We start from the raw sequence: 21,783 nt of genomic DNA on the forward strand, positions 1-21,783 counted from the left end.
GTTTTCGGGGCAGAAAGCCCCTCGAACGGCGCAACCTTTCCGGTGGCCCGGCACATCTATGGGGCGGGTCCGTCGTGACCGCGGGGAGCAAGGGAGGGAATCGGCGATGAGGTCGATACGCAGAGTGGTGGCCGTCGGTTTGGTCGGCGGGGCGATGACGTTGACCGCGGCCTGTGGCGGCGGCAACGGGGGCGGCAGCGGGAGCGGCGCCGCCAAGGCCGATCTGGGGGCCGGTGCCGGGGCCTCGGCGTCCGCCTCGGCGCCCGGCAGTTCGGCGCCGAAGGTGTCCACGGCCGCGGTGAGCATCGAGCCGAAGAACGGCGCGGTGGACGTGGCGCCGGGCACGCTCAAGATCGGTGCGACGGGCGGCAAGCTGACCACCGTCAAGGTGAGCGACAAGGCCGGCAAGGAGGTTCCCGGCACGATCGCCGCGGACGGCGCCAGCTGGACCCCGTCCGCCGGGCTCTCGGTGGGCACCGCCTACCAGGTCAGCGCGATGGCGGCGGACGCCAACGGCGCGGTCGCCGAGGCGGACAGCAGCTTCACCACGCTGACCCCGGCGGCGCTGGCCAAGGCCTCCGACAACGTGGACGACAACGCGATGTACGGCGTCGGCATGATCGTCTCGGTGGACTTCAGCAAGGACGTCAAGAACAAGGACGCCGTCCTGAACGGCATCACCTTCGAGGCCAGCGACGGCACCAAGGTCAAGGGCCACTGGTTCGACGACCGCCGGGTGGACTTCCGCCCGGAGGAGTACTGGAAGCCGGGCACCAAGGTGACGGTGCACTACCGCCTCAAGAGCGTGGAGATCGCCCCCGGGGTGTACGGCAGCGACCGGGACGAGCCCTTCACGATCGGGCGATCCCAGGTCTCGACGGTTGACGCCGCCGCGCACACGATGACGGTGGTCCGGGACGGCCAGTCGAACTCCATCGACATCACCTCCGGCTCGGACGAACACCCCACCTGGAACGGCACGATGGTGGTCATGTCCAAGGAGGGCACGGTGCGGATGCAGTCCAGCACCCTGCCCGGGATGACCGGCGCGTCCTACGACCTCCAGGTGCCGCACTCGATGCGGCTGACCACCAGCGGGACGTACGTGCACGGCAACTACTGGAGCGGCTCCGCCTTCGGCGAGGACAACGTCAGCCACGGCTGCGTGGGCCTGCGCGACGTCAAGGGCGGCGGGGACTCCACCTCGATGGGCAAGTTCTACGCGGACACGCTGGTCGGGGACGTCGTCACCGTGAAGAACTCCATCAAGAAGGAGACGCTCGACCCGGCGAACGGGCTGAGCGGCTGGAACCTGCCGTGGAGCAAGTGGTAACCAGCAGGTCGGTGCGGTGAGACGTCAACCCGGGCTTGACTTCGGTCGGCCCGGGTCGACGCTTCTCCGGGGTCGGGTTGCTGGAGGCATATGCCGACTCGGGCGAGATCGTTTGCTCATTGTCCGTACGCGGCCGCTTGCGTTCCGCAATGATGGACGGCATGGCGGGTTGGGGCGAAGCAGATCAGTCATCGGTTCCCGTGGCCGGCAGGGTCGCGGAGGCGTCGTGGATCGACGTCCAGGGTGCGCTCTCGGCGTTGGAGCGGCTCAGCTCCGAGGAGCTGCAGGAGATGTACTCCGGCAGACTGTGCGACCAGTCCGCGCCCAACGAGGTGCGGCTGCCGTCCCGGCCGGAGTCGGGCCCGGTGGCCCGTCGGCTGGTCCTGAACGTCCTGGAGTCCTGGGAGCTCCACCAGCACCTGGAGGCCGGTGAGTTGCTCACCAGCGAGCTGGTGGCCAACGCGGTGCGGCACGCCGCCGGGCGCACCATCGGGCTGCACGTCAGCCGCAAGCCCGGGTGGCTGCGGATCGAGGTCCGCGATTCGTCGAGGGCGTTGCCCTGCATGATCCTCGCCGAGCCCCGGCCGGTGAACGAGCGCGGGCGCGGCTTGAAGATCGTCGACGACCTGGCGGACCGGTGGGGTGCGGACCTGCTGCCGCGGGGCAAGGGCGTCTGGTTCGAGTTGAAGGTCCGCGAGCGGGGCTGAGGGGCGGGCTTCCGGGGCCTGGTTTCCGGGCCCGGGTTTCTGGGTCCGGATACGCGCAGGGCCCCCGGATTCGCCGTGGTCGGCGGTGGGGGCCCGTGCAGGTCATCGCGCGGCCAAGGGGGTGCGTGTCGCGCGATGGGTGTCGGCAGTGCCAGGTCGGGCCCGCCGAAGTTCTCGATGTCTTGACTATCGCACGGATCTCAGCATGTGGGCAAACCGGGCGTCTTGGATTGCAAGGTTTGTAACCTACTTCACCTTGGGATTTTGCATAGGTTCACGCTCCGGCCTGTGAATATTCACGATCGCGCTGATGTGATCACCGCTCGGCGGACCCGTGCGGCATGTGCGCGCACGGCGGCCGGGGAGAGGTGCCGGTGCGACGGCGGCGGGGCCGTGGGGGTGCCGCGGCAGGTGCGGCAGAGGCCGCCGAGGAGGGCGTGCGGGCGGCACGGGGTGCGGCAGTCGGTGCACTCGGCGATGCGGGCGGCCTGCTGTTGGGGGAGTGGGCGTTCCGGGGGCAGTTTGTCGAGCAGGCGGCGGCGGGTGAAGGCCACCGGGCTGTGGATGCCGTCCGGCGGGAGGCCTGCGGTGAGGGCGGCCGTGAAGAGGGCCGGGGTGGTGCCCCGGGCGAACCACTCGGCGGCGAGCGGTTCGAGGGCCGCGCAGTCGGCGGCGGAGAGCGGGAGGCGGGCGTCCGTGAGGCCGAGGCCGGCGAGGGCGGCGTAAGCGGGGGAGGCGACGGCGCATCGCTCTTCCGGGGGATCGGGCGCCGAATCCGTTGACGCCTCCGGGGCCTGGAGTTCCTCCCCGGTGGCGATGAAGTGGTTCCACCAGGCGTCGGAGCGGGGCGTCCGGGAGAAGTAGGTGCGGAACACCCACTGCGGACGGTCGGCGTTCACGCGCTCGCGGACGCGACGCAGGTGACCTGCGGTGGAGAGGTTGTTGAGGGCCGTGCGGACGGCCATCTGCCCGAAGAGGGGGTTGATGGCGGCGAGGGTCTTGACGTCCATCGCGGCGCCGTCGGGGAGGTGGTCGACGAACGAGGCGAGGTACGCCTCGCGGGCCGGGAGGTGGCCGAAGTCGTCGGCGCCCCGGGGGAGTTCCCCCGGGGCGGACTGCTTGCCGTATCCGGGGGAGGCCATGGCGGTAGAGTCGTGGGTAGCCACAGGATCGAGCTCGCATTCGATCGGGGTGGTCAGACCCCCGTTCGGTGTTGGTAGCACCGGTCGGGGGTTGTTCTCGTTATGGGCACGCTACACGGCGCGACGGGTGGTGGTGAAGTCGTGACGATAAGTCATATGTGCTGCGTGCGGGGGTGGTTGGAAGGTGGTTACCCACCCATTCGACTAAAGGGTCACTCGGCGTCGGCGGCTTGAGCTTCGGCGATGAAGGCGGCCCACGCCTCCGGGGAGAACGTGAGGACAGGGCCGGCCTTGTCCTTGGAGTCCCGGACGTGGATGGCGGAGGGAGAGGAGGCCACCTCGATGCACTCGCCGCCGTCGTCGTTGCTGTAGCTGGACTTGAACCAATCGGCTCCAGCGCTCATAGCCCCTCCGAGACTTCCCCGATGAACTCTACGGACTCCTCGATGCTGAGGGCCTGCATGCGGATCATGCCATGTCGCTGTGCGAGTACGTTGACCTTGTCCGGATCGGAGTGCAGCACGCCGGTTCGGTGTCCTTCTACGTATGCCAGCTGCTCATGATCGGCCGTCTCCAGCAGAACGATGGGGCCGGTGAGTGCTGCGTACGCCGCGCGGTTCGCGGGGAGCACCTGGATTGCGACGTTTCGCAGGCTGCCCATTGCGACGATGTGCGCGAGCTGCCTCTTCATGAGGTCGGCGCTGCCGACCTTTGCGCGCAGAGCTGCTTCGTAGATCACGAAGCCGAACAGCACCCTCGGTGAGTTCGTCAGCTTCTCCTGGCGTTGCATTCGGCCTGCGACGCGAGCGTCAACCGTTTCGTTGTCCATGGGCGGACAGGCGTGGCCGATCAGCTCTCGGGCGTACTCCTCGGTCTGCAGCAATCCCGGGATGAGCAGGGCTGCGTATGTGTGGATCGCGATGGCATCGGCCTCGGCATCCGTGTAGCCCTGCAAGTAGGACGGAAACTTCTCCGGCGCCAGGAACTCCACCGCCCCCAGCAGCATCCCTCTTGCGTTGCACAACTCATCCGCCACCGTGAGCAACTTGTGCGAGGGCTTCCGCCTCCCCGCCTCCATCGACCGCACGCTCTCGTAGTCGTAGCTCGCGGCCTTGCACAACTGCTCGCGGGTGACCCCTGCTTGCTCCCGCCACCGCTTGATCTGATCGCCGCAGTACTTCCAGGCCATCGGGTTCTGCTTCGGCGTGGTCATCCCGAACCCCCTCATCGCCCCTGGTCATCCAGCGGTCGACTCTCACGCTGTACCGACGGTGTGACTACTGAGGGTATGCCTGGCTCCCGACTCTTGAGGGGTGAAATGGCCGAACTCAGCCCTTGCGAGTGACGCCCGGCAATCCATCCCCCAAGGATTCTGATGATCACTCAGCCTGGCGACGCCGTCGAGTGGACGCTCCCCCGCCACCCCCGCAGTGCGAGCCGTGCCCGGATCCGGCTCCTGCGGCAGGCCTTCGAGTGGCAGATCGACGTCGACTCCGCCGAGGTCTCCCTGCTCCTCCTCAGCGAGCTCGTCACCAACGCCTGTCGCCACGCCCGCGGGCCGCGCGACCGTCTGATCGGTGTCCGCCTGGCCCTGGTCACCCCCACCCTCCTCCGCATCGAGGTCTCCGACGCGAGCCCCAACCTCCCCGTGCCCCGGCACGCCGCCCCCGACGAGGAGTCCGGCCGGGGCCTCGAACTCGTCGCCGCCCTCGCCACCTCCTGGGGCGCCCACCCGCGCGGCGAGGGCCACATCGGCAAAACCGTCTGGTTCGAACTCGCCCTCCCCTCGCCCGCCGGCCCTGCCTCGGGCGATCTCGTCGCATCGCGGTGAGCGGGCCGACGCCTGTGGGAAATGGTGCCGCGCTCAACGACGTTCTCCGGCGGCTCGGGCCGGATGAGGACTTCGCGGCGGACGTGGCGTCCGCCCGCGCCCTGCGCAGGAAGTCGGCGGGGCCGACTTCCTGCGCAGGCCCCAACAGTGTTGGCGCCCATGCGGCGCCCGGAAGATATCAATTCGTGATAACCGTCCGGCGCTTCCGGGGTAGCGCGTAAAAATCCTCACGCCTTTTCGCTCGGGACGTATGAATACCGTCAACAGTGCCGCTGCAGCGGGATTTCCGGCCCTACCATCCAGCTTTACCGAGAAGAAGGATGGAATTGACGTGCAATCCCTGTCCCGCCTGAAACGCGCCCTGGCCTGCGGGGTCGCCGCGGTCGCCCTGTCCGGCGGCCTGGCCGTTCAGGCCCCGACGGCGTCGGCGGCGCCCCCCGTGGACACCACCTGCGGCACCCCGGCCGCCGTGGGTGGCGGCAACTGCATGACCGCGCTGATCAATTCGGCCTTCGACATGATCAAGGGCATGCGTGCCGCCGCCAACAACAACAAGCTGGACAACGCGGAGTTCACCCAGAGCACCGCGTCCAAGCTGAGCCAGAAGTTCCCGGGGTTCAACGTCCTGGTGTACAAGACGGTGGGCACCGACCTGTACGACACCGAATGGTTCAAGGGCGAGTACAAGGCCGACATGAAGGGCGTGCTGCTCGACACCACGTACAAGCTCAACCATTTCCTGGACAAGGACAAGAAGGACCCCTCCGGCTACGACGTGTTCCGGATCTGGGTCTTCCAGGGGGACTCGACCTTCCGCAACCGGACCGACGGCGGCTTCATGAACTGGGCGTTCGTCGGCCAGGACGGCGACAGCGTCAAGAAGGAGTCGTGGACCTGCCGGTCGGGCACCGCGCGGCCCTACAAGTGCGACGGCGACGTCCGCAGCATCCACTTCCCCGGGCGCTCGGGCTACGGCACCCGGACCGGCAGCCTGACCCCCGACATCAGCCGCGACCACCACGCCTGCCTGGACGTCAGCGGCAACGGCACCGCGAACGGCACCCCCGTGCAGATGTGGGAGTGCAACGGCGGCGACGCGCAGCGCTGGACCTACAACGGGTACCGGCTCCAGGCGGCCAACGGCAAGTGCCTCGACCTGCCGGGCAACAACACCGCGAACGGGAACAAGCTCCAGGTCTGGGACTGCCTGGACAACCCCGGGCAGCGCTGGAACATGTCGGCCAGCGGCGGCTTCCGGCACCTGGTGGACCAGGAGGACCGGTCCAAGGACGTCTGCATCGACGACTTCAACTCGCAGACCGGCAACGGCAGCCCGGTGGTGGCCTGGGGCTGCGGCTCCGAGGACAAGCGGGACGCGCCCAACCAGAACTGGGCCTGGGGCGGCACCCCGCCGACCACCACCCCGACCACGCCCGCCAACGGCGCCGACGTGATCCTCAAGCTCGACAACGGGCTGGGCGCCGTCCCGGTCGGCGGTTCGGCCGGCGCGTCGGTCGTCCCGGGCATCCGGGGCGGCAACGAGTCCAAGTGGAAGATCGCCTCGGTGGGCGGCGGCCGCTACCGGATCACCAGCTCGTACGGGCTGGAACTCACCGAGAACAGCAACTACATGGCCGAGCTCCAGCCGTGGAGCAACGCCGACCGGCAGAAGTGGCAGCTCGTCCCGGTCGGCAACGGCAAGTACCGGATCCGGATCTCCGAGGACGACTGCCTCGCCCACGACGCCGACTTCAAGCAGCTCGGCGTGTGGACGTGCAAGTCGGGCTGGCAGCAGGAGTGGGTGCTGGAGGGCTACTCCGGCGGCGGGACCACGCCGACCAAGCCCGACCCCGGCACCGGCGGCGGTGGCACGGGCGGTGGCACCGGCGGTGGCGGTGGCGGTGGCGCCAGCGTTCCGACCGAGCGGCCGCTGTTCCTCAAGCTCGCCAACGGGCTGGGCGCGTCGGCGCCCACCGAGACCGCCAGCTGGGGTTCGCCGATCGTGGCCGGGGTCCTGGGGTACAAGGGCTCCAAGTGGACGATCAAGCCGCTGGGCGGGGACCGCTACCGGATCGTCAACGACCTCGGGTACAACCTCACCGAGAACCCCGACACCTACGTCGCCGAGCAGCAGGCGTGGGGTGACACCTCCAACCAGAAGTGGCAGTTCAAGAGCCTCGGCGGGGGGAAGTACCGGGTCCAGATCGACGACGACAACTGCCTCGCCCACGACGCCGACTTCAAGCAGCTCGGCGTGTGGACCTGCAAGTCGGGCTGGCAGCAGGAGTGGACCTTCCAGCTCCTCTGACCGCTCACCGCTGCCGCACGGGAAGTCGGACCGGCCGACTTCCCGTGCGGTGCCGTTTCGGCCCCGCTAGCATCGGGGGCGTGAACCCGTACTGGCGCGTCGCGCTGCCACCCCTCCGCGCCTGATCGGGCGCCCGCTCCGGTGGCTTGATCCCCGCAGCCCCGCCCAGGGGCTCAGCGGCGTGCGCCCGTTCTCGAAACCTTTCCTCTGACGGTCTTCGACGACGGAAGTTCACGACTGTGCCGAATCGCCTGTCCGCGCCCGCGCGCGCCCGCCTGACCCCCACCCCCGGCCGTACCCGTCCGATCGACGGGCCGGTGCCGATCCTCGTCACCGCGCTGCTGTGGGGCACCACCGGGACGGCCAGTTCGCTGGCGCCGGGCGGCGCCCCGGCCATCGGCATCGGCGCGGCCGCGCTGGTGCTCGGCGGGCTGCTGCTGTTCCTCACCGACCGCACCGCCTGGTCGCTGCCCCGCCGCTGCGGGACGCGGGAACGGTGGCTGCTGGCGGCCGGGGCCGTCGCTGTGGCGGGGTACCCGCTGACCTTCTACCCGGCCGTACCCCGCGCCGGGGTCGCGGTGGCGACGGTGATCGCGCTCGGCAGCGCGCCGGTCTTCACCGGACTGCTGGCATGGCTCACCCGGCAGGGGCGGCCCGGCGGGCGCTGGGCCGGGGCCACGGCGCTGGCCGTGCTCGGCTGCGCGGTGCTCGTGCTCGGGCCCGAACTCGCCGGTGGCGGGCGGGCGGTGGACCTCCTCGGGGTGCTGCTGGCGACGCTCTCCGGACTCTCGTTCGCGGTGTACTCGCTGATCGCCGGGCGGCTGATCGGGGGCGGGCGGCCGGCCGCCGGGGTGATGGGGGCGATGTTCGGCGGGGCGGCGGTGCTGGTGCTCCCGGTGCTGCTGCTCGGCGACCTCCAGTGGCTGGCCTCGGCGCGCGGCGCGGGCGTCGTGCTGCACCTCGGAGTGGTCACCACCTTCCTGGCGTACCGGCTCTACGGCCACGGCCTGCGGCACACCCCGGCCCAGACCGCCACCACCCTGACCCTCGCCGAACCCGCCGTCGCCGCCGTCCTCGGCGTCGCGGCCCTGGGCGAGCGCCTCCCGGCAGCATCCTGGTGCGGCCTCGCCGTCCTCGCCTCCGGCCTCGCCTTCCTCGCCCTCCCCGAGCGGCGCTAGACGCACCGCTGCACGGGAAGTCGGCCCGGCCGACTTCCCGTGCAGCGGGTGAAACCGGGCCGGGCCCGCCGTCAGTCGATGCGCACGCTGGCACCGAACTCCTGCGTCGTGTGACCCCCGGGAGGAACGACCGCGATGACCCTTCCGGTGCAGTTCGCGCCGTCGTACACGCGGGCGGGCCCGTCGGTCCTGTTCTCCAGGATCAGCGGAACGATCGGCGCGTTGTAGCAGCCGCTCGGGTTCTTGATGACCTCGCCGGGGGCGAAGACGAGCTCGCCGCGGGCGGCGAAGGCGGTGTTGGGCAGGGTGAGGGCCATGACCCCTGCGGTGGCGAGGGCGCCGAACACGGTCGCGAGACGTCGCACGATGACTCCTGGGGAGTGGGTGATCGGGGCCGGGACGCCCCAGGCCCAAACTCCCCACCCGCCGGAGCACCCGCAATCCCCGCGCGTCGCCCGAGTGACTCGCCTGCGTAGGCCGGCACCGGAAGTCGGCCCGGCCGACTTCCCCTGCGGCGGGGGCTGGTTGACTGGCGCCGTGAACGCTGTGACCGAGGTGCTGGTCCCTGGAAGCGGGGGCGACCCGTTGGTGGCGGGCGAGCCGTTGCTGGGGTGTGCCGGGTTCTGGTGGTGCCACCTGGTCGGGCTGGGGTGGCCCGGGCCCGGGGAGGGGTGGCCGGAGCCCGAGTGGTTCGGGGCGGACGGTGCCGATGCCGACGCGATGTCCGAGCGGCTGTACGACGCCGGGGCGTGGCCGGTGTTCCGGATCCCGTTCGACGGCGGGCGGGCGGTGGCGGTGGTCTACCGCAATCTGGACGGCGATGCCGGGATCGACTACCTGCTGATCGGCCCCGGGTCGTCCCGGCCGGAGCTGCTCGTTCAGGACGACGGGCACCGCACCGGGGCGGGGCTCGGCTGGCCGGAGCTGGAGCGCATCGCCGACGCGCCCGACCGGGCAGCCGACGGCGTGCACCACCCCGCCGAGCGGCTACTCCTGCTGCTGCCCGCACTGGACGGCTCGGAGTCGGCGGCCGGGGCGGTGGACCGGGTGGCACGGGCGCTGGTGGAGGTCGGGGCTCCGGCGGGCACCGCCCGTGCGACGGCGGCGCGGCTGCTGGAGCGGCGGGGGAGCGGGGTGGGCTGCCAGGTGGCGGGGGAGTCGCCGCTCAGTGGTGGGTAGGGTGGGGTGATCGAGTGATCCGCGCGGGGGCAAGTGGGTTGCCGTACAAGGATCCTGGCGTCCCCGTCCGCTAACGAAGGGGCCTGAGGCCATGTCGGATTCCACCACGGCCGGTCCAATGGAGCTGCTGGCCCGGTACCGGCGGGCGATGCTCGACCTGGATGCGGACGCGCTGGCCGGGCTGTACGCCGAGGACGGGGTGCACGAGTTCCCGTTCCTGTTCCCGGGGATGCCCGCGCGCTACCGGGGGCGGGAGGAGGTCCGGGCCGGGTACCGGGCCGCGTGGGGGGCGAGTGAGGCCCGGCCGCGGGAGGTCCGGGAGGTGGCCGTCCATCCGGGGGCGGACCCCGAGGTGCTCACCGTGGAGCAGCTGGTGATCGGCACGATCGCCTCCACCGGCGCGGAGTTCGCCCTGCCGGGGCTGCTGGTGCTGCGCGCCCGGGGCGGGCTGCTGGTGCACGTCCGGGACTACATGGACGGCCTCGGCGTCGCCCACGCGATGGGGCGCCTCGGTGCGGTCGCCGCCCGGTTGGAAGCCGGGAGCTAGATGGCGAAGTGGGTGGCGATGCCGTCGAGGACGCAGTCGAGGCCGGTCTCGAAGTGCCAGGCGGGGTCGTCCTTGCGGGTGGCCTGCTGGAGGTACTGCTGGTAGGCGGGGTAGCGGCCGGTGCCCATCAGGTAGGTCATCCGGGGGGCCAGGCCGGCGCGGGTCTCGTCGCCGTCGGACCAGTTGTGGTCGCGGCGCAGGGCGGCCAGGGCGACCTCGGAGGCGACCGAGCCGTGGACGTAGCCGGCCACCGTGCGGAAGATCGCCATGGTGGTGTCGGCGTCCAGGCCGTGCTCGGCGAGGGCGGCGAAGGACCGCTCGGGGACGGCGAGCTGGTGGGGGGTGAGGGAGAACGGGGTGGCCGCCCGGACCATCCAGGGGTGGGCCAGGTTCATCGCGCGCAGGTGGACGGCGAGTGAGCGCATGGCCGCGCGCCAGCCGTCGGCGGGGGCGTCCAGGGGGAGTTGGCCGTAGACGAAGTCGGCCATCAGCTCGATGAGTTCGTCCTTGCCGGAGACGTACCGGTAGGCGGCCATCGGGGCCACGCCGAGCGCGGTGGCGAGCCGGCGCATGGTGACGGCGTCCAGGCCCTCGGCGTCGGCGATGGCGACCGCGGCCTCGGCGATCCGGTGCGGGGTCAGGGTGGTGCGCGGTGCGGCGGCCGGGCGGTCGAGCCGCTCCCAGAGGGAGAGCTGCGGCTTGTCCTGGTCGTCGTCCCCGCTGGGGGCCTGCTGAGCGGGCATGGGGGGCGGGCTCCTTCCGGTGGGAGGGTTCACCGTATCACTCGCGTGTACACCGTATCCGTCTAGTAGACGCCGTACGCATCAGTGTGTACGTTGTATCCATCGCCGATACGGCGTACACATCATCTTGGAGGGGGACCCCCATGTCCACGGAGCAGAACCTCAAGGTCGCGGTCGTGCTCGGCAGCACCCGCGACGGCCGCTTCGGCCCGGTCGTCGCCGACTGGCTGCTCGGCCACCTCGACGCCCGCGGCGGCATGACCGCCGACCTGATCGACCTGGCGGCCACTCCGCTGCCCACCGTGATGCCGTCCTGGGGTGCGGAACTGCCGGAGCAGGAACGTGAGTTGCTCGCCGCGGTGTCGCCCCGGCTGGCGGCCGCCGACGCCTTCGTGTTCGTCACGCCGGAGTACAACCACAGCTTCCCCGCGCCGTTGAAGAACGCCATCGACTGGCACAACCAGCAGTGGCACGGCAAGCCGATCGGCTTCGTCTCGTACGGCGGACTCTCCGGCGGCCTCCGGGCGGTCGAGCAACTGCGAGTGGTGATGGCCGAGTTGAACTCCGTCACGATCCGCAACACGGTCAGCTTCCACGGCGCCGCCCAGGCCTTCGATGCCGACGGGAAGCCGAAGGACCCGGCCGCCGATGCCGCCGCCAAGACCCTGCTCGACCAACTGGACTGGTGGGCGCAGGCGTTGCGGGATGCCCGGCAGGCCCGGCCGTTCACCGCCTGAACCGGACGGGACAGGGGGAACCGCCATGACCACGGAACCGACCGACGACCGCCCCAAGCCGCCGCTGCTCGGCGTGCTCGGGCTGATGCTCGGCATCTTCCTCTCGGCCCTCGACGGGCAGATCATCGGCACCGCGCTGCCCACCATCGTCGGCGACCTCGGCGGGCTGGAGCACCTCTCCTGGGCGGTCACCGCCTACCTGCTCACCTCCGCCGCCGCCACCCCGCTGTGGGGCCGGCTCGGCGACCTGTACGGGCGCAAGGGCGCCTACCAGTGGGCGGTGGCGGTCTTCCTGCTCGGCTCGGCACTGTCCGGACTCGCCCAGGACATGGGCGAGTTGATCGCCTTCCGGGCGCTCCAGGGGGTCGGCGCGGGCGGGCTGATGGTCGGCGCGCTCTCGGTGATCGGGGTGCTGGTGCCCGCCACCGACCGGGGCCGGGTGCAGTCGGTGATCGGGGTGCTGATGCCGATCGCCTTCGTCGGCGGGCCGCTGCTCGGCGGCTTCCTCACCGACCGGCTCAGCTGGCGCTGGGCCTTCTACGTCAACCTGCCGGTCGGCCTGTTCGCCCTGGCCGCGGTCGCCCTCGCGGTCCGGCTGCCGAAGGCCGAACGGGTCCGCGTCCCCTTCGACTGGGCCGGGGTCGCCCTGCTGACCACCGGCATCCTCGGACTCACCCTGGTCAGCAGCTGGGGCGGGACGACGTACGCCTGGACCTCGCCGCTGATCCTCGGCACCGGCGTGGTCGCGGTGGTCGCGCTGGCCGCCTTCGTGCCGGTCGAACTGCGCGCCCCGGGACCGCTGATCCCGCCCGCGCTGTTCCGCAGCCGCAACTTCTCGGTGGCCCAGGTGCTGGGCTTCCTGGCCGGCGCGGTGATGCTCGCCCTGATCGGCTACCTGCCGCAGTACCTGCAGTTCGTCCAGGGCGCGACACCGACCACCGGCGGGCTGCTCCTGCTGCCGCTGATGCTCGGCATGATGGGCACCCAGCTGGTCACCGCCCGGCTGATGGGCCGGCCCGGCGGCGAACGGCGCTACCCGGTGCTGGGCGGGGCGCTGACCCTGGCCGGGTCCGTGCTGCTGCTGTTCCTGGGGACGGACACGCCGGTGGCGGTGGCCTCCGGGCTCACGGCGGTCGCCGGGATCGGCATCGGGCTGCTGATGCAGAGCACCATGCTGACCTCGATGGGCGCGGTGCCGCGCCAGGACATGGGGGCGGCGATGGGCGTGGTGACCCTGCTGCGCAGCTTCGGCGGCTCGCTCGGCATGGCCGCCCTCGGCGCGGTCTACACGGCGCGGCTGACCGCCGGCCTGGAGGCGCGGCTGAGCCCGGCCGACGCCGCCCACCTGACCGGCGGCGGGGGGCTCACCCCGGCCACGCTGGCGGGCCTGCCCCCGGCCGTCCGGGACGCCGTCGGCACGGCGGTCACCAGCGGGCTGCACGGCGCGGTGGCCGGCGGCCTCGGCCTGGCGGCGGTGGCGACGGCGGTCGCCCTCCTGGCCCGGCCGAACCCGAACCCGAGCCCGAAGCCGGCCGCCAGCCCTGCCCCGAACCCGAGCCCGGCCCCGTCGTCGAGCCCCGAGCCGAGCCCGAGCCCGGCGCGGCGGGCGGCCACGCCGTAGCCCTGCCGCCCGCCGGGGGCGGTAGGGGCCCGAGAAAGCGCGAGCGGCCCGCGGGCGGTACGGGGTTCCGCCCGGGGGCCGCTCGTCAGCGGGGCTCGATCAGCACTCGATGACGTTCACGGCGAGGCCGCCGCGCGAGGTCTCCTTGTACTTGATCTTCATGTCCGCCCCGGTCTCCTTCATCGTCTTGATCGCCTTGTCCAGCGAGACGTGGTGGCGCCCGTCGCCGCGCAGCGCCATCCGGGCCGCGGTGACGGCCTTGACCGAGGCCATGCCGTTGCGCTCGATGCAGGGGATCTGGACCAGGCCGCCGACCGGGTCGCAGGTGAGGCCGAGGTTGTGCTCGATGCCGATCTCGGCGGCGTTCTCGACCTGCTCGGGGCTGCCGCCGAGGACCTCGGCGAGGCCGCCCGCGGCCATCGAGCAGGCGGAGCCGACCTCGCCCTGGCAGCCGACCTCGGCGCCGGAGATGGAGGCGTTCTCCTTGAAGAGCATGCCGATGGCGCCGGCCGCGAGCAGGAAGCGGACGATGCCGTCCTCGTCCGCGCCCGGGATGAAGTTCAGGTAGTAGTGCAGGACGGCCGGGATGATGCCCGCCGCGCCGTTGGTCGGGGCGGTGACCACCCGACGACCGGAGGCGTTCTCCTCGTTGACCGCCATCGCGTAGAGGGTCACCCACTCCATCGCGTTGGCCGGCCCGATGCCCTCGGCGCGCAGCGCCCGGGCGCCCGAGGCGGCCCGGCGGCGGACCTTCAGCCCGCCCGGCAGGATGCCCTCGCGGCTCATGCCGGCCCGCACGCACTCCTGCATCACGGACCAGATCTCCAGCAGCCCGGTGCGGATCTCCTCCTCGCTGCGCCAGGCCTTCTCGTTCTCCAGCATCAGGCCGGAGATCGACAGCCCGGTCTCCCGGCTGAGCCGGAGCAGTTCGTCACCGGTGCGGAAGGGGTACTTGAGCGCGGTGTCGTCGGGCTTGACCCGGTCCGCGCCGAGCGCGTCCTCGTCCACGACGAAGCCGCCGCCGACCGAGTAGTAGGTCTTCTCCAGCAGCGTCGAGCCGTCCGCCGCGAACGCCCACAGGGTCATCCCGTTGGCGTGGTACGGCAGCGAGCGGCGCCGGTGCAGGATCACCTGGCTGTCGGGGTCGAAGTCGATGGGGCGCTCGCCGAGCAGGTTGATCCGCTTCTCGGCGGCGATCCGCTCGACGTCCTTGTCCGCCTGGTCGACGTCGACGGTGCGGGGCGAGTTGTTCTCCAGGCCCAGCAGGACGGCCTTCAGGGTGCCGTGGCCGTGGCCGGTGGCGCCCAGCGAGCCGTACAGCTCGGCGCGTACGGCGGTCACCTGCTCCAGCAGGCCTTCGGAGCGCAGGCGGCGGGCGAACATCCGGGCGGCGCGCATCGGGCCGACGGTGTGGGAGCTCGACGGGCCGATGCCGATGGAGAAGAGGTCGAAGACACTGAGGGCCACGGGGGACGTCCTTGTCTGGTCTCGTGGAGGGACTGGGCGGTGCACGGAACGGGGCACCGCGCGCACTTCCAGTGTGCGCGGTGCCCCGGAGTGACAGGTGTCCGGCCGGAGTGAGGCCGGTCACCCGCGGCCGAACTAGAGGTTCGGGTAGAGCGGGTACTTCTCGGCCAGGGCGGTGACCCGGGCCTTGAGCGCGGCGGCGACGGTCTCGTCGAAGGCGGGCTTGAGCGCCTCGGCGATGACGTCGGCGACCTCGCGGAAGTCCTCGGCCCGGAAGCCGCGGGTGGCCAGGGCCGGGGTGCCGATCCGCAGGCCCGAGGTGACCATCGGCGGGCGCGGGTCGTTCGGGACGGCGTTGCGGTTCACCGTGATGCCGACCTCGTGCAGCCGGTCCTCGGCCTGCTGGCCGTCGAGCTGGCTGTTGCGCAGGTCGACCAGGACCAGGTGGACGTCGGTGCCGCCGGACAGCACCGAGGCGCCGGCCTCGGCGACGTCGGCCTGGAGCAGGCGCTCGGCGAGGATCTTGGCGCCCTCCAGGGTGCGCTCCTGGCGCTCCTTGAAGTCCTCCGAGGCGGCGACCTTGAAGGCGACGGCCTTGCCCGCGATCACGTGCTCCAGCGGACCGCCCTGCTGGCCCGGGAAGACCGCGGAGTTGATCTTCTTGGCCCACTCGGCCTTGGACAGGATGACGCCGCCGCGCGGGCCGCCCAGGGTCTTGTGGGTCGTGGTGGTGACCACGTCCGCGTACGGCACGGGGTTCGGGTGCAGGCCCGCGGCCACCAGGCCGGCGAAGTGCGCCATGTCCACCATGAGCAGCGCGCCGACCTCGTCGGCGACCCGGCGGAACGCGGCGAAGTCCAGCTGGCGCGGGTAGGCGGACCAGCCGGCGATGATCAGCTTCGGCTGGTGCTCCTTGGCCAGGCGCTCGACCTCGGCCATGTCGACCTGGCCGGTCTTCTCGTCGACGTGGTAGGCGGCCACGTTGTAGAGCTTGCCGGAGAAGTTGATCTTCATGCCGTGGGTCAGGTGACCGCCGTGGGCCAGGCTCAGGCCCAGGATGGTGTCGCCCGGCTGGATCAGCGCGAACATCGCGGCGGCGTTGGCCTGCGCGCCCGAGTGCGGCTGGACGTTGGCGTGCTCGGCGCCGAACAGGGCCTTCACCCGGTCGATCGCGATCTGCTCGACCACGTCGACGTGCTCGCAACCGCCGTAGTACCGGCGGCCGGGGTAACCCTCGGCGTACTTGTTGGTGAGCACCGAACCCTGGGCCTCCATGACCGCCACCGGGGCGAAGTTCTCGGAGGCGATCATCTCCAGCGTGGTCTGCTGGCGGTGCAGCTCGGCGTCGACCGCGGCGGCGATCTCCGGGTCGAGGGCGTGCAGGGACTGGTTGAGAACCGTCATGGTGTGGTCTTCCCGGGGAGGAGAGCGGAGGGACGGTGGGAGAGCGGGACGGACCGCCGTGCTGCGGCCCGTCCCGGCGGGGCTCAGCCCTCGGCGTGGGTGAGCGCGTCGTACTCGGCGGCGCTGAGCAGCGTGTCGGTGGCCTCCACGCGGACCTTGAACAGCCAGCCGCCCTCGAACGGGGCGCTGTTGACCAGGCTGTTGTCGTCCAGGACGTCCTGGTTGACCTCGGTGACCTCGCCGGTCACCGGGGAGTACAGGTCGCTGACCGACTTGGTCGACTCCAGCTCGCCACAGGTCTCGCCGGCGGTCACCGTGTCGCCGACCTCGGGGAGCTGCACGTAGACGATGTCACCGAGCGCGTCGGCGGCGTGCTTGGTGATGCCGACCGTCGAGACACCGTCCTCGGCGGCGGTCAGCCACTCGTGCTCCTTGGTGTACTGCAGGTGCTGGGGGTTGCTCATGGCGTCATTCTCCAGGATGGGAAGCGGGTACGACGCAGCGGGCCGCCGCACGGACGGCTCCGACGTGCGCCGATGGGAAAACGAGGGGCGGCGACGGCCTCAGCGGGCGCGCTTGTAGAACGGCAGCGCCACGACCTGGACCGGCTCGTGCTTGCCGCGGACGTCCACCGCGACGGTGGAGCCGGGGGCGGCGTGGGCCGCGTCCACGTAGGCCATCGCGATCGGCTTGCCCAGCGTGGGGGACGGCGCGCCCGAGGTGATCCGGCCGATCGGGGCGCCCTCGGTGGAGACCACCGTGTACTCCGCGCGCGGGACCCGCTTGCCCTCGGACACCAGGCCGACCAGCACCTTCGGGGGGTTGGTCTCGGCCGCGGCGGCGGCCTGCTCCAGCGCCCTGCGGCCGACGAACGCGCCCTCGTTGGTGGTCTTGTCGAAGCGCACGACCCGGCCCAGGCCGGCGTCGAACGGGGTCAGGTCGGTGGACAGCTCGTGCCCGTACAGCGGCATGCCCGCCTCCAGGCGCAGCGTGTCGCGGCAGGACAGGCCGCACGGGACCAGGCCGCGGCCCTCGCCGGCGGCGGTCAGCGCCCGCCAGACCGGCTCGGCGTCGGCCGGGGCGCAGAAGATCTCGAAGCCGTCCTCGCCGGTGTAGCCGGTGCGGGCCAGCAGCACCTCCCGGCCGGCCACGGTGGCCGGGAGGATCGCGTAGTACTTGAGGCCGGGCAGGTCGGCGTCGGTGGTCTCCGCCAGGATCGCGGTGGCCTCCGGGCCCTGGACGGCGATCAGCGCGTAGGTGTCGCGGTCGTCGGTGACGACGGCGTCGAAGCCCTTGGCCCGGGCGATCAGCTCGTCCAGCACCAGCTGGGCGTTGGAGGCGTTGGCGACGACCAGGAAGGCGTCCTCGCGCAGCCGGTAGACGATCAGGTCGTCCAGGATGCCGCCGTCCTCGGCGCAGATCATGGTGTAGCGGGCGCGCAGCTCGCCGAGCGCGGAGACGAAGCCGACCAGCGCGTGGTCCAGCATCTCGCCGGCCTGCGGGCCGGTGACGGTGATCTCGCCCATGTGCGAGAGGTCGAACAGACCGGCCTTGGTGCGGACCGCGAGGTGCTCCTCGCGCTCACTGCCGTAACGCAGCGGCATGTCCCAGCCGGCGAAGTCGGTCATGGTCGCGCCGAGGGCGCGGTGCAGCGCGTCGAGCGCGGTCAGGCGGAGGGACGACATGGCCAAGAACTCCTCGGTCGGGGCACTCAGGGGTGCGCGCGCCGGACCGGACCCGCTCGGGGACCGACCCCGCGCGCGGGCATGCGGCGGCGTGGGTCTCCCCATCTGTCGTCGAACCTGAGAGCTTCACCGCCCACCTGCCCGCAGCCGGCACCAGCGTCGGCTGGTTCCAGCATCGGGGACAGGACGGCGGCTTGCACCGTGGGTGGGCGCGCGACCGGGTCGTGCGCCGCTTTCCAGATGTGCCTAACCCGCGCGGTAGGGGGGCCTGAGAGATTCCGGGGAGGACTTGCTCCTTCGGCGCCGGCTGTGCCCCCCGAGGGGCATTCCGGGCTCTCCCGCGCGGGTTCGAGCGGCCGGTGTGGAGTTGTGGGGGCCCGCGGCGCATGCCGTCGGACGCGCACATCATGGCACGTCCTCGCGGAGGAGGGGAGAGGGGACCCGGTCACACCGCGGTCGGGCGGACCCGGGCCCTAAAATCATCGCGTCGGCGCAGCAGTGGGCGGCCGACCCGGCCCTGGGCCGGATCGGCGGCGCATGGAGTACCCGGTGGAGCAGCAGCAGGGGTGGGGCGGGCCGCAGGCGGCGCCGTCGGGCGGCGCGTGGCCCGCGAACGAGCTGGAGCAGGTGCTGACGGCCGCGCTGGGCGACCCGGGGGCGACCCCGCGGGTGATCGAGGTGCTGGCCCGCAGCCAGGTGTGGATCCCGCTGCCGGCCGGGGGCGACCCGGCCGGGCAGTCGCTGGACCTGCCGACCGTCGAGCTGGCCGGGGCCCCGTACGTACCGGTGTTCTCCTCGCAGGAGGTGTTCCTGCAGCAGGCGCCGGGGATGGCCTTCGCCGTCGCGCCGGCCTGGGAGTTCGCCCGCGGGCTGCCGCTGGGCGTGGGCATCGCGGTCAACCCGGAGGCGGCGGTGGGCATCCCGGTGCCCCCGCAGGGCGTGGCGGAGCTGCGCCGCGACCCCCGGGAGGACCGCTGGGAGCAGCAGCCGGAGGGGCCGACCGGCGGCCGGGTGGCCCTGCGCGAGCCGGTGCCGGGCGAGGACCCGGAGCACTTCCTGGCCGCCTGCCGGGCCGAACTGTCGGCCCTGCCGGGGGTGTTGACCGCGCGCCGGGCGCTGGCCAGCATCGAGGGCGAGCCGACCGTGATGTTCGTGGGCGTGCAGCTCGATCCGGCGGCCCCGGCCGACCCGGGGGCGGTGAACGAGGCGCTCGGCCGAGCCCTGGGAACCGCACCGCTGCCGGGTGGCGTCCACCTCGTGCTGCTCGACCTCGCCGACGACCCGGTGGTCGAGTGGCTGTCGACCCGGGTCATGCCCTTCTACTCGCGGGTGTGAGCGGGGATCCTTCACAGGCACGTCGCCGTGGCGGCGGCCGGTGCCGCGCCATAGGGTGCGTGCAGGCGGCTGACGGGCCGGCGGGTTCAGGAAAGAGGCGCGGCGAGGTGGGCGCATGAGTGCGGGAACGGGAGCGGGCGGGGCGCCGGGGCCCTGGGGCCAGGCACCGGCCGGGCGCCCGGGCGCGGACCCGGGCGGGTTGGAGCAGGCTCTGCGCGAGGTCGCGCCGGAGCGCTTCGACGCGTACGAGCGGCTGCTGCACGCGCTGGCCGACGGCCAGGTCTGGATGCTGCTCTGGCACGGCACGCCGGGCAGCCCGGACGCGCAGTACGGGAACATGGAGATCAGCGGTCACGGCTACGCGCCGGCCGTCACCTCGCCCGAGCAGCTGACGGCCTCCGGCTGGGCGCGGGCCCACGAGGTCATCTCGGGGCGGGAGATCGCCGCCTCGCTGTACCGCACCCGCTGGGGCCTGTGGCTGAACCCGCACGCGCCGGGCGGCGGGGTCGGCGTGCCCTGGGCGGACCTGCGGCGGGTCGCCGCGGGCCTGGACCGGCTGCCGGCCGGTCCGTTGAAGCTGAGCGAGCCGCAGGTCGACGCGCAGCAGTTCTTCGCGCTGCTGGAGCGGCAGGCCGGTGAGGTGCGCGCGGTGCGGGCGCTGCGCCGGGCCTGGGTGCAGCCGGCGGTGGGGGAGCCGTACCTGGCGATCGGCCTGGACCTGTACGAGAGTTCGCCGCCGGCCGTGGAGGCGGTGCGGGCGCTGATGCAGCGCGCGATCGCGGTGGCCCCGGAGGGGCTCGCGGTGTCCACGGTGGCGATGGCGGACGAGTTCGACCCGGTGGCGCTGTGGATGCGCGCCAACGCGCGGCCGTTCTTCGACCGGGAGGCCGGGCGTCCGCAGACCGGCCCGTACCCCCCGGTGCCGCAGCCGTACCCGGGCCAGTCGGTGCCGGGGCAGCCGGTACCCGGGCAGTCGATGCCGGGCTACGCGTACGGCACCCAGCCGCCCGCGCCGGGCTGGGGGCAGCAGGCCCAGCCGCAGTGGCCCGGCTACCCCGGGCGCTGATCACCAAACCCGATAACCACAATCTGTCACCCGAAGCCGACTTGATTCACCATCAGGTCGGCTTCGGTGCTTTCCGGACGAATTTCCCCACTCTCCGCAGAGGCAGCTTGACATGGCAGTTACACCCATGTGAAGAGGTATATGCCGAAGATCGGAGGCGTGCATGCAGGCAGATCACAGTTGGGCATCTGTCGGTTGTCAGGGCTGGCGCAAGCCAGTTCGGATGACAGAGAGTTCTGCGCAACGCATCGCGCGTACTGGAAACCCCACGAAGGTGAACGCGCACGCCGACCGCTCGATCCACGCGACGCCCATCCCGCGTGGAGGCATTGCCCGTGCACGACGCACTGCCGCGACCACCTGCTCCTAGCACCTCCGCACGTCCGCAGCCGTACCGCCGAAGCCGGCGCCCGGCACCCGTGGGCCGGCCACCGTCGGCGAGGGGACCAACTGACCATGACCGCACCCATCACTACCGCCGGGAACGAACCCGAGGCGCCCGCCTCCCCGAGCCCGGCCAAGACGATCGAGGGCCGCTCCCTCGGTCGGATCGCCTGGACCCGCTTCAAGCGGGACAAGGCCGCCGTCGCCGGCGGCGTCGTGGTGATCCTGCTGATCCTCCTGGCCGTCCTGTCCGGCCCGATCGAGGCCCTGTTCGGGCTCGACCCCGACCAGCCGAACCCGGACCTGCTGGACGCCAACCTCGGCGGACTCCCGCTCGGGGACTGGGGCGGGATGAGCGGGGACCACCTGCTCGGCATCGACCCGCTGCAGGGCCGTGACCTGCTCTCCCGCGTGGTCGACGGCTCCTGGGTCTCCCTGCTGGTCGCCTTCGGCGCGACCGTGCTCTCCAACACCATCGGCACCGTGCTCGGAGTGATGGCCGGCTACTACGGCGGCTGGGTGGACACCCTGATCAGCCGGCTGATGGACGTCTTCCTGGCGTTCCCGCTGCTGCTGTTCGCCATCGCGATCTCCGCCTCGCTCCAGGGCGGCGCGTTCGGCCTGCACGGCCTGCCGCTGCACATCCTGGTGCTGATCTTCGTGATCGGCTTCTTCAACTGGCCCTACATGGGCCGGATCGTGCGCGGACAGACCCTCTCGCTGCGCGAGCGGGAGTTCGTCCACGCGGCCCGCAGCCTCGGTGCGCGCGGCCCGTTCATCCTGTTCAAGGAACTGCTGCCCAACCTGGTCGGCCCGATCCTGGTCTACTCGACCCTGCTGATCCCGACCAACATCCTCTTCGAGGCCGGGCTGAGCTTCCTCGGCGTCGGCATCCAGCCCCCGCAGGCCTCCTGGGGCGGCATGCTGGCGGACGCGAAGAACTACTACCAGGTCGACCCCCAGTACATGGTGGTCCCCGGTGTCGCGATCTTCATCACCGTGCTCGCGTTCAACCTGCTCGGCGACGGGCTGCGTGACGCCCTCGATCCCAAGAGCAACTGACCCTGCGTCAATGCGCAGGCGCCAGGCCCTCCCTCCTCCACATCCTCAAGGGGT

At 71.8% G+C, this 21,783-nt stretch carries 21 protein-coding genes and 1 riboswitch; of the genes, 12 read left to right on the forward strand and 9 right to left on the reverse strand.

Annotation, left to right across the window (positions count from 1 at the left end; genetic code table 11):
* Window positions 1–106: 106 nt before the first annotated feature.
* Together ACFC1T_RS23495 and ACFC1T_RS23500 are read left to right on the forward strand one after the other, a co-directional pair.
* Window positions 107–1,333 carry an Ig-like domain-containing protein gene (locus ACFC1T_RS23495; protein ID WP_375891512.1) on the forward strand — a complete coding sequence of 409 codons (1,227 nt, stop codon included), beginning with the start codon at window positions 107–109 and terminating at the stop codon, window positions 1,331–1,333.
* Between the two features lie 200 nt (window positions 1,334–1,533).
* Window positions 1,534–2,040: an ATP-binding protein gene (locus ACFC1T_RS23500; protein ID WP_375891513.1), complete on the forward strand. Its 507-nt coding sequence runs from the start codon at window positions 1,534–1,536 to the stop codon at window positions 2,038–2,040.
* A gap of 296 nt (window positions 2,041–2,336) precedes the next feature.
* Here the strand turns inward: ACFC1T_RS23500 and ACFC1T_RS23505 are convergent, their stop codons facing one another.
* The 3 genes from ACFC1T_RS23505 to ACFC1T_RS23515 all read right to left on the reverse strand — a co-directional run bounded on the left by ACFC1T_RS23505 (window position 2,337) and on the right by ACFC1T_RS23515 (window position 4,395).
* Entirely contained in the window at window positions 2,337–3,182 is an 846-nt protein-coding gene (locus tag ACFC1T_RS23505) for a hypothetical protein (RefSeq protein ID WP_375891514.1), read from the reverse strand.
* Between the two features lie 212 nt (window positions 3,183–3,394).
* Window positions 3,395–3,586 carry a DUF397 domain-containing protein gene (locus ACFC1T_RS23510; protein ID WP_375891515.1) on the reverse strand — a complete coding sequence of 64 codons (192 nt, stop codon included), beginning with the start codon at window positions 3,584–3,586 and terminating at the stop codon, window positions 3,395–3,397.
* On the reverse strand, window positions 3,583–4,395 hold the full coding sequence (locus tag ACFC1T_RS23515) for a helix-turn-helix domain-containing protein (RefSeq protein ID WP_375891516.1): 813 nt from the start codon (window positions 4,393–4,395) through the stop codon (window positions 3,583–3,585). Before ACFC1T_RS23515 ends, ACFC1T_RS23510 begins: the two co-directional genes overlap by 4 nt.
* Before the next feature lie 162 nt (window positions 4,396–4,557).
* On the opposite strand from ACFC1T_RS23515, the gene ACFC1T_RS23520 reads away from it, so the two are divergent.
* The 3 genes from ACFC1T_RS23520 to ACFC1T_RS23530 all read left to right on the forward strand — a co-directional run bounded on the left by ACFC1T_RS23520 (window position 4,558) and on the right by ACFC1T_RS23530 (window position 8,499).
* Window positions 4,558–5,013 carry an ATP-binding protein gene (locus ACFC1T_RS23520; protein WP_375891517.1) on the forward strand — a complete coding sequence of 152 codons (456 nt, stop codon included), beginning with the start codon at window positions 4,558–4,560 and terminating at the stop codon, window positions 5,011–5,013.
* Between the two features lie 331 nt (window positions 5,014–5,344).
* Window positions 5,345–7,321: an RICIN domain-containing protein gene (locus ACFC1T_RS23525; protein ID WP_375891518.1), complete on the forward strand. Its 1,977-nt coding sequence runs from the start codon at window positions 5,345–5,347 to the stop codon at window positions 7,319–7,321.
* A gap of 239 nt (window positions 7,322–7,560) precedes the next feature.
* On the forward strand, window positions 7,561–8,499 hold the full coding sequence (locus ACFC1T_RS23530) for a DMT family transporter (protein WP_375891519.1): 939 nt from the start codon (window positions 7,561–7,563) through the stop codon (window positions 8,497–8,499).
* A gap of 71 nt (window positions 8,500–8,570) precedes the next feature.
* Here ACFC1T_RS23530 and ACFC1T_RS23535 read toward each other — a convergent pair whose 3' ends face one another.
* Window positions 8,571–8,864, reverse strand: a complete 294-nt coding sequence (locus ACFC1T_RS23535; protein ID WP_375891520.1) for a hypothetical protein — start codon at window positions 8,862–8,864, stop codon at window positions 8,571–8,573.
* Between the two features lie 172 nt (window positions 8,865–9,036).
* On the opposite strand from ACFC1T_RS23535, the gene ACFC1T_RS23540 reads away from it, so the two are divergent.
* Both ACFC1T_RS23540 and ACFC1T_RS23545 read left to right on the forward strand, forming a co-directional pair.
* Window positions 9,037–9,678 carry a hypothetical protein gene (locus tag ACFC1T_RS23540; RefSeq protein ID WP_375891521.1) on the forward strand — a complete coding sequence of 214 codons (642 nt, stop codon included), beginning with the start codon at window positions 9,037–9,039 and terminating at the stop codon, window positions 9,676–9,678.
* Window positions 9,679–9,796: 118 nt separating this feature from the next.
* Window positions 9,797–10,225 carry a nuclear transport factor 2 family protein gene (locus ACFC1T_RS23545; RefSeq protein WP_375891522.1) on the forward strand — a complete coding sequence of 143 codons (429 nt, stop codon included), beginning with the start codon at window positions 9,797–9,799 and terminating at the stop codon, window positions 10,223–10,225.
* On the opposite strand, the gene ACFC1T_RS23550 is transcribed toward ACFC1T_RS23545, so the two are convergent.
* The gene (locus ACFC1T_RS23550) at window positions 10,222–10,968 is read right to left on the reverse strand and encodes a TetR/AcrR family transcriptional regulator (RefSeq protein ID WP_375891523.1); all 747 of its coding nucleotides are present in this window, start codon (window positions 10,966–10,968) and stop codon (window positions 10,222–10,224) included. The two genes, ACFC1T_RS23545 and ACFC1T_RS23550, sit on opposite strands and share 4 nt — an antisense overlap.
* Window positions 10,969–11,111: 143 nt before the next feature.
* Here ACFC1T_RS23550 and ACFC1T_RS23555 point away from each other — a divergent pair, with 143 nt between their 5' ends.
* Both ACFC1T_RS23555 and ACFC1T_RS23560 read left to right on the forward strand, forming a co-directional pair.
* Window positions 11,112–11,705, forward strand: coding sequence for an NADPH-dependent FMN reductase (locus ACFC1T_RS23555; RefSeq protein WP_375891524.1), 594 nt, complete (start codon window positions 11,112–11,114; stop codon window positions 11,703–11,705).
* Window positions 11,706–11,730: 25 nt separating this feature from the next.
* Window positions 11,731–13,326 (forward strand): MDR family MFS transporter, encoded by a 1,596-nt coding sequence (locus ACFC1T_RS23560; protein ID WP_375891525.1) that lies wholly within the window; start codon window positions 11,731–11,733, stop codon window positions 13,324–13,326.
* A gap of 99 nt (window positions 13,327–13,425) precedes the next feature.
* Here the strand turns inward: ACFC1T_RS23560 and ACFC1T_RS23565 are convergent, their stop codons facing one another.
* The 4 genes from ACFC1T_RS23565 to gcvT all read right to left on the reverse strand — a co-directional run bounded on the left by ACFC1T_RS23565 (window position 13,426) and on the right by gcvT (window position 17,882).
* On the reverse strand, window positions 13,426–14,793 hold the full coding sequence (locus tag ACFC1T_RS23565; RefSeq protein ID WP_375891526.1) for an L-serine ammonia-lyase: 1,368 nt from the start codon (window positions 14,791–14,793) through the stop codon (window positions 13,426–13,428).
* A gap of 135 nt (window positions 14,794–14,928) precedes the next feature.
* Window positions 14,929–16,197: a serine hydroxymethyltransferase gene (glyA, locus tag ACFC1T_RS23570; protein ID WP_375891527.1), complete on the reverse strand. Its 1,269-nt coding sequence runs from the start codon at window positions 16,195–16,197 to the stop codon at window positions 14,929–14,931.
* Between the two features lie 83 nt (window positions 16,198–16,280).
* On the reverse strand, window positions 16,281–16,661 hold the full coding sequence (gene gcvH, locus ACFC1T_RS23575; RefSeq protein WP_375891528.1) for a glycine cleavage system protein GcvH: 381 nt from the start codon (window positions 16,659–16,661) through the stop codon (window positions 16,281–16,283).
* A 99-nt stretch (window positions 16,662–16,760) separates the two neighbouring features.
* Window positions 16,761–17,882: a glycine cleavage system aminomethyltransferase GcvT gene (gcvT, locus tag ACFC1T_RS23580; protein WP_375891529.1), complete on the reverse strand. Its 1,122-nt coding sequence runs from the start codon at window positions 17,880–17,882 to the stop codon at window positions 16,761–16,763.
* Between the two features lie 246 nt (window positions 17,883–18,128).
* Window positions 18,129–18,233, reverse strand: a riboswitch (glycine riboswitch).
* Window positions 18,234–18,419: 186 nt separating this feature from the next.
* Between gcvT and ACFC1T_RS23585 the strand changes: the two genes are divergently transcribed.
* From ACFC1T_RS23585 to ACFC1T_RS23595, 3 genes are all read left to right on the forward strand, one after another.
* A complete protein-coding gene (locus ACFC1T_RS23585; RefSeq protein WP_375891530.1) occupies window positions 18,420–19,217 on the forward strand; it encodes an enhanced serine sensitivity protein SseB C-terminal domain-containing protein in 798 nt (265 codons plus the stop codon).
* Between the two features lie 115 nt (window positions 19,218–19,332).
* Window positions 19,333–20,283 carry an enhanced serine sensitivity protein SseB C-terminal domain-containing protein gene (locus ACFC1T_RS23590; RefSeq protein WP_375891531.1) on the forward strand — a complete coding sequence of 317 codons (951 nt, stop codon included), beginning with the start codon at window positions 19,333–19,335 and terminating at the stop codon, window positions 20,281–20,283.
* Between the two features lie 456 nt (window positions 20,284–20,739).
* Complete coding sequence (locus ACFC1T_RS23595) at window positions 20,740–21,729, forward strand: ABC transporter permease (protein WP_375891532.1); 990 nt, start codon at window positions 20,740–20,742, stop codon at window positions 21,727–21,729.
* The last annotated feature ends 54 nt before the right edge of the window (window positions 21,730–21,783 follow it).

The sequence above is a fragment of the Kitasatospora sp. NPDC056076 genome (assembly GCF_042266305.1).
Taxonomy (GTDB): domain Bacteria; phylum Actinomycetota; class Actinomycetes; order Streptomycetales; family Streptomycetaceae; genus Kitasatospora.